This is a genomic window from Oscillatoria sp. HE19RPO, from assembly GCF_024220515.1.
GTDB lineage: Bacteria > Cyanobacteriota > Cyanobacteriia > Cyanobacteriales > Laspinemataceae > Laspinema.
In genome coordinates this window covers 39537-52373 of sequence record NZ_JAMXOT010000012.1, presented here as the reverse complement: position 1 = coordinate 52373, position 12837 = coordinate 39537, and the positions used below count along the sequence as shown (strand labels likewise).

The 12837-nt window shown below is 49.0% G+C and carries 10 protein-coding genes and 2 tRNA genes; 7 read left to right on the top strand and 5 right to left on the bottom strand.

The features are described from left to right. Nucleotides 1-366 precede the first annotated feature (366 nt). The 3 genes from NG833_RS01630 to NG833_RS01620 all read right to left on the bottom strand — a co-directional run bounded on the left by NG833_RS01630 (nucleotide 367) and on the right by NG833_RS01620 (nucleotide 2153). Nucleotides 367-439: transfer RNA gene (locus NG833_RS01630), tRNA-Ala, on the bottom strand. 113 nt (nucleotides 440-552) lie between these two features. Further along, nucleotides 553-1275: an HAD family phosphatase gene (locus NG833_RS01625; protein ID WP_254563589.1), complete on the bottom strand. Its 723-nt coding sequence runs from the start codon at nucleotides 1273-1275 to the stop codon at nucleotides 553-555. Nucleotides 1276-1286: 11 nt separating this feature from the next. Further along, on the bottom strand, nucleotides 1287-2153 hold the full coding sequence (locus NG833_RS01620) for a class I SAM-dependent methyltransferase (protein WP_254563588.1): 867 nt from the start codon (nucleotides 2151-2153) through the stop codon (nucleotides 1287-1289). Nucleotides 2154-2425: 272 nt separating this feature from the next. Here NG833_RS01620 and NG833_RS01615 point away from each other — a divergent pair, with 272 nt between their 5' ends. From NG833_RS01615 to fba, 5 genes are all read left to right on the top strand, one after another. Next, a complete protein-coding gene (locus NG833_RS01615) occupies nucleotides 2426-3352 on the top strand; it encodes a hypothetical protein (protein WP_254563587.1) in 927 nt (308 codons plus the stop codon). Between the two features lie 674 nt (nucleotides 3353-4026). Further along, nucleotides 4027-5937 carry a CapA family protein gene (locus tag NG833_RS01610; RefSeq protein WP_254563586.1) on the top strand — a complete coding sequence of 637 codons (1911 nt, stop codon included), beginning with the start codon at nucleotides 4027-4029 and terminating at the stop codon, nucleotides 5935-5937. Between the two features lie 168 nt (nucleotides 5938-6105). After that, nucleotides 6106-6975 carry an aldose epimerase gene (locus NG833_RS01605; RefSeq protein ID WP_254563585.1) on the top strand — a complete coding sequence of 290 codons (870 nt, stop codon included), beginning with the start codon at nucleotides 6106-6108 and terminating at the stop codon, nucleotides 6973-6975. Nucleotides 6976-7041: 66 nt separating this feature from the next. Beyond that, nucleotides 7042-7113, top strand: a tRNA-Lys gene (locus NG833_RS01600). 393 nt (nucleotides 7114-7506) lie between these two features. After that, a complete protein-coding gene (fba, locus tag NG833_RS01595) occupies nucleotides 7507-8586 on the top strand; it encodes a class II fructose-bisphosphate aldolase (RefSeq protein ID WP_254563584.1) in 1080 nt (359 codons plus the stop codon). A gap of 188 nt (nucleotides 8587-8774) precedes the next feature. On the opposite strand, the gene NG833_RS01590 is transcribed toward fba, so the two are convergent. Continuing rightward, complete coding sequence (locus NG833_RS01590) at nucleotides 8775-9617, bottom strand: HEAT repeat domain-containing protein (RefSeq protein WP_254563583.1); 843 nt, start codon at nucleotides 9615-9617, stop codon at nucleotides 8775-8777. 436 nt (nucleotides 9618-10053) lie between these two features. On the opposite strand from NG833_RS01590, the gene NG833_RS01585 reads away from it, so the two are divergent. Both NG833_RS01585 and NG833_RS01580 read left to right on the top strand, forming a co-directional pair. Beyond that, the gene (locus NG833_RS01585; RefSeq protein WP_254563590.1) at nucleotides 10054-10608 is read left to right on the top strand and encodes a peroxiredoxin; all 555 of its coding nucleotides are present in this window, start codon (nucleotides 10054-10056) and stop codon (nucleotides 10606-10608) included. 254 nt (nucleotides 10609-10862) lie between these two features. Then, on the top strand, nucleotides 10863-11351 hold the full coding sequence (locus NG833_RS01580; RefSeq protein ID WP_254563582.1) for a hypothetical protein: 489 nt from the start codon (nucleotides 10863-10865) through the stop codon (nucleotides 11349-11351). 8 nt (nucleotides 11352-11359) lie between these two features. Here NG833_RS01580 and NG833_RS01575 read toward each other — a convergent pair whose 3' ends face one another. Then, the gene (locus tag NG833_RS01575) at nucleotides 11360-12343 is read right to left on the bottom strand and encodes a GntR family transcriptional regulator (protein ID WP_254563581.1); all 984 of its coding nucleotides are present in this window, start codon (nucleotides 12341-12343) and stop codon (nucleotides 11360-11362) included. Nucleotides 12344-12837 lie beyond the last annotated feature (494 nt).

Sequence of the window (12837 nt, the reverse complement as noted above, 5' to 3'; positions counted from 1 at the left end):
TCCAAAAAATAAAACCTTCAAAAAACCCGCACCCTGAAGGGTGGGGCTACACGGACAAAGCCCGCCTGCGCGGGCTAAAAGAGCCTTGTTAGGTGCGATCGCATCAAAGCAAGGATGATTTATTTGTTGGAATACCCTAACCCGAACCCCGATCGCCTAGCCAGGACTTACGCAATCTATAATATCGACCCATATATGTAGAGGCGATTCGCGAATCGCCTCTACATATATGGTGGGGTCTTCAAAATGATTAAGTTTTGTTCTAAACGAGGTGGAACCGATCGCCTAGTGCCGGATTGTAACGTTATCCCACCAAGGCAATTCTGAACCTTACTTGCTCTAGCTGTCTGAGTTTGTCACTAACAATGGAGAATAGCGGATTCGAACCGCTGACCTCTGCGGTGCGATCGCAGCGCTCTACCAACTGAGCTAATTCCCCGGTCATTCGTAGAACCATCATAACATGAACCCAGGCAGAAAGGGAAGAGGCAATCCCAGATAAATTTTTGCGGGGTTCAAAATGGCGCAAACTCCCCTGGCAGTAGAGTATCCTTAACCCGGTACAGGTTGAGACCAACAGCGCTGAAAGAACTCTTTGAGGCGATCGAGTTCCACATCGCGCAGATCATCAACCGTCCAGTCTGCCTGCCGTTGGAGCATATGAAACGGGTAAGTATTGGCGATGCCAACCACCTGAATCCCCGCCCGTTGAGCCGCCTGAATTCCTGCCGGAGTATCTTCGATCGCCAAACAATCTCTCGGCGTCAGGTTGAGCTCCGGATATTGCTGATTCAACCGTTCCACCGCCAACAAATAGCCATCGGGTTCCGGTTTACTCGCAGTGATGTCATCTCCCGCCACGATCGCCGAGAAATATTGGGCCATATTGGCCCGATTTAACACCAGTTCCACCTCCGAGCGCAAAGCACCGGAGACCACCGCTAATTTTAACTGAGCGCCGCGCAGTTTATAAATCAAATCTTCCACCCCGATAAAAATCGGCAGTTTCTTTAGGGTAGCGAGTCGTTCCTGATAGGCGATCGCCTTGCGAGCAATCAGGGAATTCAGGGCCTCCTCCGTCAGGAACCGACCCCGACTGGCAAATAATTCTGCAATACAGGCGCGATCGCTGCGTCCTAAACAGATTTGCCAGAACTCTCCCTTTTTCGGACGCAAGTTCTCCGCCAGCAGCAACTCATTGATTAACGCCTCGTGAATCGACTCATCATTAATGATGACCCCATTGAAATCAAATAAAATCGCTTTTAAACTCATGGTGTCTTTCCTTAGTAGCTAGGAGCCACAACCCAGGACTCCTCTTGTTCCGTCGATTTCGGTGACGCCACCGGGGATTGAGGCAAAGGTTTGATCCCGCTGGTTACCTGATTGAGTAACCAAACTTCGGTTGTCTGGACCGCACCAAATCCTGCTGCACCCATCCAGGCATCCACACTGCCACCGGCATACTCCTGAATATAAGGTTCTTCAAAAATTTGGGTAAGCCACGGGGTCTGGCGTAGGGTTTTTTGATTGCCATCGAGAATCAAAAACTGTCCCCCAGGTTGCAGGAGTCGGAAACTTTCTTGGGCGATCGCCGAGGCGATTTCTGTGGGCGTCTCGTGGAAGAGTAACGAAGCGGTTACCAGATCGAAAGAATTGGGGGCAAATCCAGTCTGTTCTGCAGGGCCATGCACCCACTGAATCTCTAAACCCGCTTGTTTAGCCTTGTATTCCGCCATCACCAACATATAGGGGGATAAATCCAAACCGATCGTTTCCGCGTCGGGAAAGGCTTGTTTGAGCAGAAGCGTCGTCGAACCCGTGCCACAACCCAGGTCCAGGATGCGGCGTGGATGGGTGCGAATGGCATCGATCAGCCCTTGACGGACCCAACCTTCATGGGGAGGAAGCGCATACTGGGTAATCGGGTCGTAACTGACTGCTGCACCCCGATTCAGGTAACCGCCTTCAATGCCGTGAAAATTTTGAGTGATGTAATAGTTGGGGTACTGCAAATCTGGCCGACTGAGGCGATCGCTTTCGGTTTCCCAGTCGATGCTACGACTGACCTGCTGCATCGCCTTTTCATCGACGAATAGCCAGACGACAGGTGCTAAAAACTGCTCAAAAATTGTGTCTTTACGAACGGTCATAGTTTGGCCTCAAGAGGGTGATGGAGTGGGGGGTTCAGGAGCGATCGCCGACTCCCAAATGAGTTAATAATCGTTAAAAAAGTTATCAAAATTTTACACAGTATTTTAAACAGTATAGAGATAAGGGATGGCAAAGGCAAAGGGCCAGGGCAATCCTGGGGTCAGGGGCGATCGCCTAGTCCCAGATAAAATCATTACCCGGGCATCAGTGGGATGGGATATGATGCGATGGCAAACGCAAACAGCCCAACACCAGCCGAATACAAAAGCTCATGGCTCACAACTTTGGTTTATCTATAAAAATTTTTTATGGCGTGGTTGGTATTTTAACCACTATGGCGATCGATGCCAGTCTGTCCCAACCCCTCCAAGCGCAAGATACCGATTTAGAAACCCTGTGTCGGTTATTTCCTCTGAATTCTCGCTGTCAACAAGTCCCAGGACCGACGCCGGTCCCACCGGCCCCCGCGCCCCTTCCCCCCACTCAACCCCTTCCCCCCACTCAACCCGTTCCCCCTGTACCTCGTCCCGTTCCCCCGTCTGAACCCGCCCCCCTGCCACCGCGTACCCTACGATTGCTGGAAGAACGCAGTGGGATTGCCGTTTCCGGTCATGTGGGAACCCCGGGAATTGGGGTTCAGGTTACGGGTCGGATTTTCCCTAATTTAAACGCGAGAATTGGATTTAGTGGGTTATCCTTCAACAGCAACTTTACAGAAAGCGACATTGAGTATGATACCGATGTAGATTTGCGGACCATTCCAGCTTTTGTCGATTATTTTCCCAACGAAGACTCGGGATTTCGGATCACCGGGGGTTTGGTTTATAACGGGAATCAGGCATCAGGAGTCGGTCAGACTTCCACAACTAATGGCATCCCTTCCTATCAAATTGGGAACACGACCTTTGCCGCAGCAGAAGTGGGGACGTTACAAGCTGAAGTTGATTTTCCAGATTTTGCACCTTATATTGGGGTCGGTTGGGGTAATCCGGTGGCCTTTGGAAAGCGATGGGGATTTTTTATGGACCTGGGGGTGATGTTTCAGCGATCGCCCGATGTGACGTTAACAGCCCCCGGTGCCGCATCTAATCCGGCACTAGCCAGTGAACTTGAGCGAGAGCGCGAAGACCTAGAGGATTCGTTGAACCGTTTCCGCTTTTACCCTGTTTTGCAAGTGGGCGTGACTTATCAGTTTTAACTCAGAAAGACCCCTAAAGAATCGCCTCTCCTGGCTTTGGCTCACATTAAACCCCCCAAGGCGATCGCCTTGACAACCCAAAAGTGAGTTAATGCATATCTGGGATGATTTTGTCAAGTCAAAGACTCAAAAAATAGAAGTTTTGGGCTACAATCGTCAAGCCAATCTTTCACGGGAAATACCCCGGTTGCTTCTCTTGAGGATGACTTAGGACAATCGGGGAAAATCGGGGAAAATGGCAGAAAATCGGGGAAAATCTTAGGGAACCGAGTTGGGCGAACACCGCAGGCGGCAGAAGGGTGGAATTTAGTGTTTGGGCAATCGCCCATTGAATCACCCAAGCCCGTCTGATTCTGCCGCTTTCTCACAGTAAACTAACTTAAAAGAGGGCGACTATCAGCCCCGGTCCTTTAGACCTCAACTGCAATGGGATCAGGGGTAAAAAATTGTTCGTTAAACAACAATCCATCCCCAAATTAAAGGACAACTTTAAAAAAGCTCACCGGGAGTAGCGGTTTAAGCAGAACGCTGTTAACACTCAAACCCATTCGGGAGATGTAGAGGCAATCCTTGAACAGGATTAATTCCCCCAAATCAACCCTAAACCTCAATCATCCAGGGATATCCCTGATTGAAAATTTAAACTTGCCAGCAATAAATTAGGAGTGAACAGGATGACCAGTTTCAGCACCTTTGCCGAACCCTCCATGCTCGACTTAGCACGAGGGGGAAATTTTCGGGCGATCGCCTACCTGATTAACTCATACCTGGCCCCCCAAGGCATTTATGCCCGGGTCGAACCCGTCCAAAAAGGATGCCTGCCGATTCGGCTAGAAATCAATGGGTTAAACCATCAACCGGATTTCTACCAGCAACTGCGTTCGGGCTTAAACAAATTTATCTGTCAGCAAATCTGGCGGCTCAACTCCGAAGTGATTGATGGCGTTCGCATCATCGCCACAGGTGCTAACCCCCTCGGAAATTCTGACTTATTGTGGCGTGAGTCCATCCGCATTGTCACCCCAGCCAACCAGCAACGCAGAAATCAGTATTTACAGAAGCTGCTCGATGGGGTCTCCCGCGCCGCAGCTTGGATTAACTATAAAGTTTTTAGATTATTTTTAGTCGCAGGCGTCTCCGTCAGTGCCTTTATCATGGGCAGTGCGATCGGATACTTGCAACTGCGCGAGCAATCCCAAACTAACCCGATTGTTTCCCCCCAAACTGCCTCCAATCCAGTCAATGGAGCGCCGGAACGGCCCAAAGTGGTCCAAGCGGCCTTGGAACCCGTTCCAGTCATTGAACATACCGATGTCATCAACCCCAATGACCCGACGGTTACTCTGATGATGAGCGGGGATGTCACCCTCGGTCATGGGTTTGAAGACCTGATCGGGAGTGATTATACCTGGGCTTTTGACCAAATGCCCGAATACCGCGAGGCAGATATGGCAATGGTCAACCTCGAAGGCACTTTGACCACCGCCGATACCAAACTAGAAAAAACCTTTAATTTTAAAGCCGACCCCTCCTCGGTGGAGGTGCTCACCTCTGGAGGCGTTGATATTGTCAACCTGGGCAATAATCACGCGATGGACTACCAGGGTCCCGGACTCCAGGAAACCCTGAAAACTTTAGAAAAAGCCGGGATTCATGCGATCGGAGCGGGGATGGATATCACGGAAGCCCGACGTCCTCAAATTATTGATGTTAAAGGGCAGCGAATTGCTTACTTTGGTTACTATGCAGCGGATTATCATGCCGCAGCCGCAGCCTTACCCGGGACCAATCACGGCATGGAACAGCGGATTGCCGAGGATATCCAGGCCGTTCGGGATGAAGTAGACTGGATTGTGGTGAATTTTCACTGGGGCGTAGAACTGGCCAATTATCCGGAAATTTGGCAGAGCGAATTGGCCTATTTTACGATTGACCAAGGAGCCGATGTGATCGTGGGTCATCATCCTCATGTGTTGCAGGGGGCAGAAATTTATAAGGGACGGCCTATTGCTTACTCTCTGGGGAATTTTATTTTTGGAGGGAATGCTCGCAGCGATTATGATACCGCTGTCCTGAAAGTGTCCTTGCGAGAGGAACAAATGAAGGTGGAATTTTTACCCGTTGAGGTCCGCAAGTATCAGCCTAAAGTGGTCAGAGGGGAAAGGGGCGATCGCATCCTCGAACATATCGATATGATCTCTGGGGTTTTTGAGGAACCGATGACTTCTCCGATGATTCTGGATGCTCGTCAATCTAAAGTGGTCACTTCGGGAGATACGTTCTTTGACTCCCAAAAAGCGGCTGAGATTCAGTCTGATCCAGCAGGGGAAGCAGAGTTACCCAGGGATCAAGATGAGGCGTTTAATGCTTCCCCCTTTACGAATGACTTGGGTGAGCCTCTTACTTTTGGAGAAGCTGATAAATTGGGCGAGGCTAAACCTGCATCTCCACCTCAATCAAATGGGACCTCTCAGGCTGTGGGGATAGCCCTGGCTGCTGCAGCGGCAGGGGGGGCGATCGGCGTAGCCGGTCGGAACAAGAAAATCAAACTGCCTCAGTTCCCCAAGAGCCTGGTTTCCAGCTAGGACAACGGCGCTCAATCTTCCCCAGGGGGAGCAGGGTCTGAGGGTAGGGTTCTGAATCAACCCCGTGGCAAGTTCCCCTTGACTATCCGATCGCCGTAAAGTTACAACCGTAAAGACTAGGATAATTGCCGACCCCGATTAATTCGACTCAAGGACAAAGGATAAACCGTGTTTGCGATCGCCGTGAAAGAAGAACAATATAAGACCTACATCCTCTCCGACCAACTCGCGCAATCCCGGGTCGAAGTCGTTCCCGAACGGGGTGGCATCATCACCCGTTGGCAAGTTCAAGGTCATGACCTCCTCTATCTGGATGCCGAACGCTTTGCCAACCCGGATTTAAGTGTCCGTGGCGGCATCCCCATCTTGTTTCCGATATGTGGGAATTTGCCGAATAACACCTATAGCTATCAAGGCAAAGAGTACACTCTCAAACAACATGGGTTTGCCCGGGATTTACCTTGGGAAGTCACCGAGGGGGTGACCAAGGACCTAGCCAGCCTTACCCTGATTCTCAACAGTAGCGATCGCACCCGTGCCGTTTATCCCTTTGATTTTGAACTGGCCTTTACCTACAAGCTCAAAGGCAATAGCCTGGAAATCGACCAACGCTACACCAACACCGGCGATCGGCCTATGCCCTTTTCTACGGGACTCCATCCTTACTTTTTGGCCCCGGATAAGTCCAAACTCCAATTTAAAATTCCCGCAGTCCAATACCGCGACCAAATCACCCAGACTAAACATCCCTTCACCGGCAGCTTTGACCTCAACGTAGACGAAATCGACGCCGCCTTTACCAAAATTACCGGACTCGCTGCCACGGCGATCGACCACAGTCGCCGCTTGCAAGTCCGGTTACTGTTTAAGGCCAGTTATTCCAACGTCGTCTTTTGGACCCTCAAAGACAAAGACTTCTACTGTCTCGAACCTTGGACCGCCCCCCGAAACGCCCTCAACACCGGGCTACACCTGCTGAATCTGCAACCCGGAGACAAGTGGGAAACCCAAGTTCGCCTCACTGTCGATTTTTTTTAAAAAACCCCTTGCTTTTTTTTAACAGCCTGTGCTAATGTAGCTAAGGTGCTGAAAAAGAAAGCACGCGGGTCGCTAACTCAACGGTAGAGTATTCGGCTTTTAACCGACTAGTTCCGGGTTCGAATCCCGGGCGACCCATAAATTTGTCATTTGTTGTTTGTCATTTGTCATTTGTCATTTGTCATTTGTCATTTGTCATTGAGGACCAAGGACCAAGGACCAAGGACCAAGGACCAAGGACCAGTGACCAAGGACCAAGGACCAAGGACCAGTGACCAGTGACCAAGGACCAAGGACCAAGGACCAGTGACCAAGCCATAAGGACCAAGCCCCAAGGCCCAATGACCAAGGACAAATGACAAACGACAAACGACAAATGACAAACGACAAATTCTGAGATAAAAACTTTATAAAGTTCTCATTTTTAGATATAATTCGTAAAAATCTGAAATTTGTCTTAAACTTGTTGTAACAATTTCAGCTTGTCCATACCCCATCGCTGAAAAAAAAAAGTAATTAGGAGGACCATCTATGGCGCTTGTACCTATGCGGTTAATGCTGGATCATGCAGCAGAGAACGAGTACGGCATTCCGGCCTACAACGTCAACAACATGGAGCAGATCCAAGCGATCATGCAGGCTGCTAACGAAACCAACAGCCCCGTGATTCTGCAAGCATCTCGTGGTGCACGCAAATATGCAGGGGAAAACTTCCTCCGCCACCTGATCTTAGCCGCAGTGGAAACCTACCCCCACATCCCCATTGCCATGCACCAAGATCATGGCAACGCACCTTCCACCTGCTACTCGGCCATGCGACAAGGCTTCACCAGCGTCATGATGGATGGCTCCTTGGAAGCAGATGCCAAAACCCCCGCCAGCTATGAGTACAACGTGGAAGTCACCCGCGAAGTCGTGAAAGTGGCTCACTCCATCGGCGTCAGCGTCGAAGGCGAACTCGGTTGCTTGGGTTCTTTGGAAACCGGCATGGGTGAAGCAGAAGATGGACATGGGTTTGAAGGAAAACTCTCCCACGATCAACTGCTAACTGACCCGGATCAAGCCGTTGACTTCGTTGAGCAAACCCAAGTGGATGCTCTAGCAGTGGCGATCGGAACCAGCCACGGTGCGTACAAATTCACCCGTAAACCCACTGGGGAAATCTTAGCAATCAGCCGGATCGAAGAAATTCACCGCCGCTTGCCGAACACCCACTTGGTCATGCACGGTTCTTCCTCCGTACCCCAAGACTTGATCGAACTGATCAACAAATACGGCGGAACCATCCCCGAAACCTACGGCGTGCCCGTCGAAGAAATCCAAAAAGGAATCAAATGCGGTGTCCGTAAAGTGAACATCGACACCGATAACCGTTTGGCAATCACTGCGGCAGTCCGTGAGGCCCTGGCCCAAAATACCAAGGAATTTGACCCCCGTCACTTTCTGAAACCCTCTATCAAATATATGCAAAAAGTCTGTTCCGATCGCTACCAAGCCTTTGGTACAGCCGGTAACGCCTCCAAGATCAAGCAAGTCAATCTCGATGACTTCGCCGCCAAGTACGCCAAAGGCGAACTTGACGCCACCATCAAAAAGGCCGTAACCGCCTAAATTGTAAAAATTGGCCTAGGTAAGAGCAAATAATTTTAACTCTTATCTGCCATTTTTATCAATAAAAAAAAGGGTAGTGCATTGCACCACCCTTTTTTTTGCATTCCAAGTTCGTAGTAACGACTTCAGTCGTTCTCTTGTCTTTGTTCGTAGTAACGACTTCAGTCGTTCCCGAATCGTTTATAAAATTACCCTCTAAAAAAGGTGGTTTCTTCCATCAACTGTCCCACAAAGGTTTCTAACTCTTCTATAGAGTAGTGATAAAGCCGGTTCTCATAGAGGTAATTATTGAATTGTCCAGAAACCTGAAAAAAAGATAAAACGGGCTTTAATCGTTTTAACTCTTTTTTTTGTTTTTTATATTCTGACTTCGACAAATTTTCTTGACGCCAGCGAAGATTTAATTTTAAAAATTGATACTCATAGTTTGCCTCTGCTTGTACCAAAAAATTTGAATCATCATACAGAGATTTACAAAACTTGTATTTCATTAAAAATATTTCATCTGTTTCATCGGGAGAGTTATAAATAAATTCATCCAAGATTCTCAAAACCGCCCATCGGGTGAGGTACTGCGGACTGGTTATCATACTCTGAATGACATCCCCAGGATGATCTACCCCTAGCCAAAATAACTCTCCCACCAGTCTCGGTAACAGAATCGGGTCTTGATCCCGGAATTGATGGAAGGCCTGGAGTAAAATAGGGACGCTATCGTAACTGCATATCTTTCCGAGGGTATAAATGACTTGTTTGCGGATGAAATGATTATCTGATAGGACAAGACGTTCTAACTCGGGAACGATCGCCAACTTAGACTCACTTTCCCAAGCCTCTTGGCAAATCTGATTTTGAGAACCCAATAGGACAGCATCTGTAATAAACAGGCAAGTTGCAGCAATGGTTTCTAACTCTTCACTGTGAAGAAGCTGAATTAAAGTCTCGTCTGCCCCCGGTGAGCTTACAATTTCAGCGATATAATCTGAGTCGTTTAAATAGTTCAGATACTTAATAATTTTAGTTTTTAGCATTTTTCAAACGAGTGAATTCGTTACTACGAAGATAAGAGAAGATAACGACTGAAGTCTTTACTACAAACTTGGCTATTCATCGTTTACCACGCCTTCAAAATAGTGCTGGACCAATGGCACGGTGACCTGATATTTTCCCTTTTCTACCTCGGTCTTCTCGCGACGTACAACAAAATACCGAGGGTCGGTAATCATGGATCCAGCAACAAAGGGGCAGGGGGTGGATCGGGTGTTCATCAATCAGCAGAAGGTTGGAGAATAGGGGATGGAAGGATTGTAGCGTTCTTTTCCATCCTAATCCTGCACTCTCTACCGGGGTTAATCGCGAGGCAGACTTTTCCTGACGGTTGAGCGGAGTGGGGGTCGAGAAAGGTTTGAGGCGGGGAGCGATCGCAGGCTAAACTAATCTAAAATCATCCCCTCTCTCGATATCATCATCATGTCCCGTCGCCATTTTTTCCGACTCTTTCTCGCTGCTACTCTCGCCTTCCTCGCCTGGTTCAACTGGGTCCCTGCCGCTTATGCTATGGGGGGTAAACTGCCTGCGATCGGCGAACCGGCACCGGAATTTACCCTCCCCACGAATACCGGCAATGGCAATATTTCCCTGTCTGACTATCGGGGACAGTGGGTGGTGTTGTATTTCTATCCAAAAGACTTTACCTCCGGTTGCACCTTAGAAGCGCGGCGCTTTCAACAGGATTTACCTAAATATATGGACAGAAATGCTCAAATCCTCGGGGTGAGTGCCGATTCGGTGGACTCTCATGCGGAATTCTGCGATTCGGAAGGGTTGCGATTTCCCCTGTTAGCCGATACTGATGGTGCCGTGAGCAAAGCTTATGGGTCCTGGATGCCGCCCATGTCCATGCGTCATAGTTTTATGATTGATCCCGAGGGCATTTTGCGCGAAACCTTTCTCGGGGTGCGTCCCGCAACTCACAGCGTCGAGGTGTTAGCGCGGTTAGATGAGTTGCAGAAGCGGGCTTGATGAGGTTTTCTTTTACCAACACAGGACTTACCCATGAGCCCAATTTCTGTAGAGGCGATTCGCGAATCGCCCCTACATTTAGGGTCCCAATTTCTGTAGAGGCGATTCGCGAATCGCCTCTACATTTAGGGTCTATTCGGAAAATATGCGTAAGTCCTGCAAAAATTAGAGAATTTGTCAAGACTCAGACTAAGTGTTAGCCGAGTTTTCTGGCGGTGCGTTAGTCTAGGGAGAGGTTTATCGATAAAGACGATATGGATTGGCAACCCGAACGGATTTCTCAAACACCCCCTGAAACGCTGGAATTTGAAGAACCTGAAACTTTACTACCGTTAGAATTAATGCCGGTGAGGGAGGGTTATCTAGATTTAGAACTCCCCGAAGATGCTAATTTGCCGATCGCCCTTGCGGATCTCTCTGTATCCAGTTCCCAGGCGGATGCTGCCGAAGCACAAATCCCGCTAATCGAGCAAATTAAGCGGGAACTGGAGGATGTGGGGGATGAGGACCTGAAACCGGCGCGAATTCAAATCGGGTTACTGTTTGTGGGAGTTTCAGCGTTGCTGCTGATGTCCCTGTTGCTTTATATCACAGCGATGCATCCGGGACTGACGGTGAAGCAGCAGATGCTCAGATATTGGTCTGAATATGTGGGGTTTGTGGGGTTGGGGGTGGCAGGATTGATGATGTTGGGACGCGAAGCAATGCGATCGCCGCAGATATCAGAAGAGGGCGATCGCTAACTTTACCCTTACTCAAACCCCAATTCCCGTTTGAGCATATTCAGGGAGTCCACCCCAATATAATTCTCCGTCTTAAACACCCGAGGGGCGCGAATCATTTCCTCTCGCGCCGCATGGATGGCCCCTCGGACTTTATTGTAACTGGGTTGATCGCAGATAATCGTATGGGCCGTCCGGACCACCGCATTCACCTTATAGGCATCATCCGGTTGACTGGTCATTACCAGGACATCTTCCCCGCGTAAACTGTGGATAATCACTTCCGCAACCCGCATAATTCCTAAACTCAAACAAACAATCCCAAAATAACTATTTTTGGGTAAAGTTTTGACTAATTCCATCTCTTCCATATAGTCATAAGTATCGATGGGAATCACCCGCACCGCTTTCGGACCCGCGACTTCTTCTGCTTTATTGAAAAAATAGCGACTCGTGACTACAGTTCCAGTAGGAGTCTGTTCCAGTGCCTTGGAGAGGTCTTCCAGGGGAACCAACTGCACCGGAATTTTGAGTTCTTGTTCGATTTCAAAGGCCATTAATTGCCCTGCACCGATATCATGAGTCGGTGCCGTGACTAATACCCGGGCACTGCATCGTAATCGCCAGTCAATTTCTGTTAAAAATAGCTCTCGCGCCTGATTAAGAGAACATCCCTGTTGCAGCAATTCATCTAAACTCCGTTTCACCGTTTTATAGGCATCGGGATATTTTTGAAACAGGGGAGAGGTCATGCGGACGACTCGTTCTTGGTTTTCATCGCGAACGTAAATGCCCGAACCCGCTTGAGAGTCTACCAGTCCGAGTTCTTCGAGTTGACGGTAAACTTTGGAGATGGTATTGCGATGCAGACCCGTTTGAATCGCTAAAGCGCGGGTGCTCGGCAGTTTTTCCCCGGGGGGAATTTGTCGAGAGGCGATCGCGAAGCGGATTTGATTAAACAACTGAGTCGATGCAGGGATTTCGCTTTCGGTCTTGATATGAAACTGAAGCATTCTAGGGACTCCAAGGCACTCGGATTAAACGGTTAGAGATATTCTGCTGCTGACGGGGGTTTGGGAGACGTCGTACCGTTTCAACGACGGCTGTGCGTTCTCTCTCTTCTTTTGTAGCTAGGAAGAAGCCTGTTTGTCGAGTGGGGGATCGCCAAGCATACCAGTCACCCCTTAAGGGGATACTTGTTATGACGGGGCCGATCAAATCCCGCTTGTGAAAGAGGATTCGACTTAAGCATCGGGTCGTTTGTTCCATGCTTAAGTTGCCTCGGGTTTGAGTAGATTAACGGGACAGCACGCTGAAATTTTAGGGTTCAAATTCGGGATATAAATCGTTGTTCTAAGCCACTGAGTTCTATTTAAGTCTAGCATTTTAAGCGGTAAATCTCATTGAGGGTTTTTTAAAGGGAAGTAACTGTTATGCTTGACCCATCGGGGAGAAAAGAGCGATAGAATCATGAGTTGTGACAACGGGTCACCGAATGCGGTCCAAA

Bases quoted from the DNA above. Each gene is read 5' to 3' on its own strand.
- NG833_RS01575 (WP_254563581.1), bottom strand. From the start codon at position 12,343: ATGCTTCAGTTTCATATCAAGACCGAAAGCGAAATCCCTGCATCGACT.
- NG833_RS01610 (WP_254563586.1), top strand. From the start codon at position 4,027: ATGACCAGTTTCAGCACCTTTGCCGAACCCTCCATGCTCGACTTAGCA.
- NG833_RS01620 (WP_254563588.1), bottom strand. From the start codon at position 2,153: ATGACCGTTCGTAAAGACACAATTTTTGAGCAGTTTTTAGCACCTGTC.
- NG833_RS01615 (WP_254563587.1), top strand. From the start codon at position 2,426: ATGGCTCACAACTTTGGTTTATCTATAAAAATTTTTTATGGCGTGGTT.
- NG833_RS01580 (WP_254563582.1), top strand. From the start codon at position 10,863: ATGGATTGGCAACCCGAACGGATTTCTCAAACACCCCCTGAAACGCTG.
- fba (WP_254563584.1), top strand. From the start codon at position 7,507: ATGGCGCTTGTACCTATGCGGTTAATGCTGGATCATGCAGCAGAGAAC.
- NG833_RS01590 (WP_254563583.1), bottom strand. From the start codon at position 9,617: ATGCTAAAAACTAAAATTATTAAGTATCTGAACTATTTAAACGACTCA.
- NG833_RS01625 (WP_254563589.1), bottom strand. From the start codon at position 1,275: ATGAGTTTAAAAGCGATTTTATTTGATTTCAATGGGGTCATCATTAAT.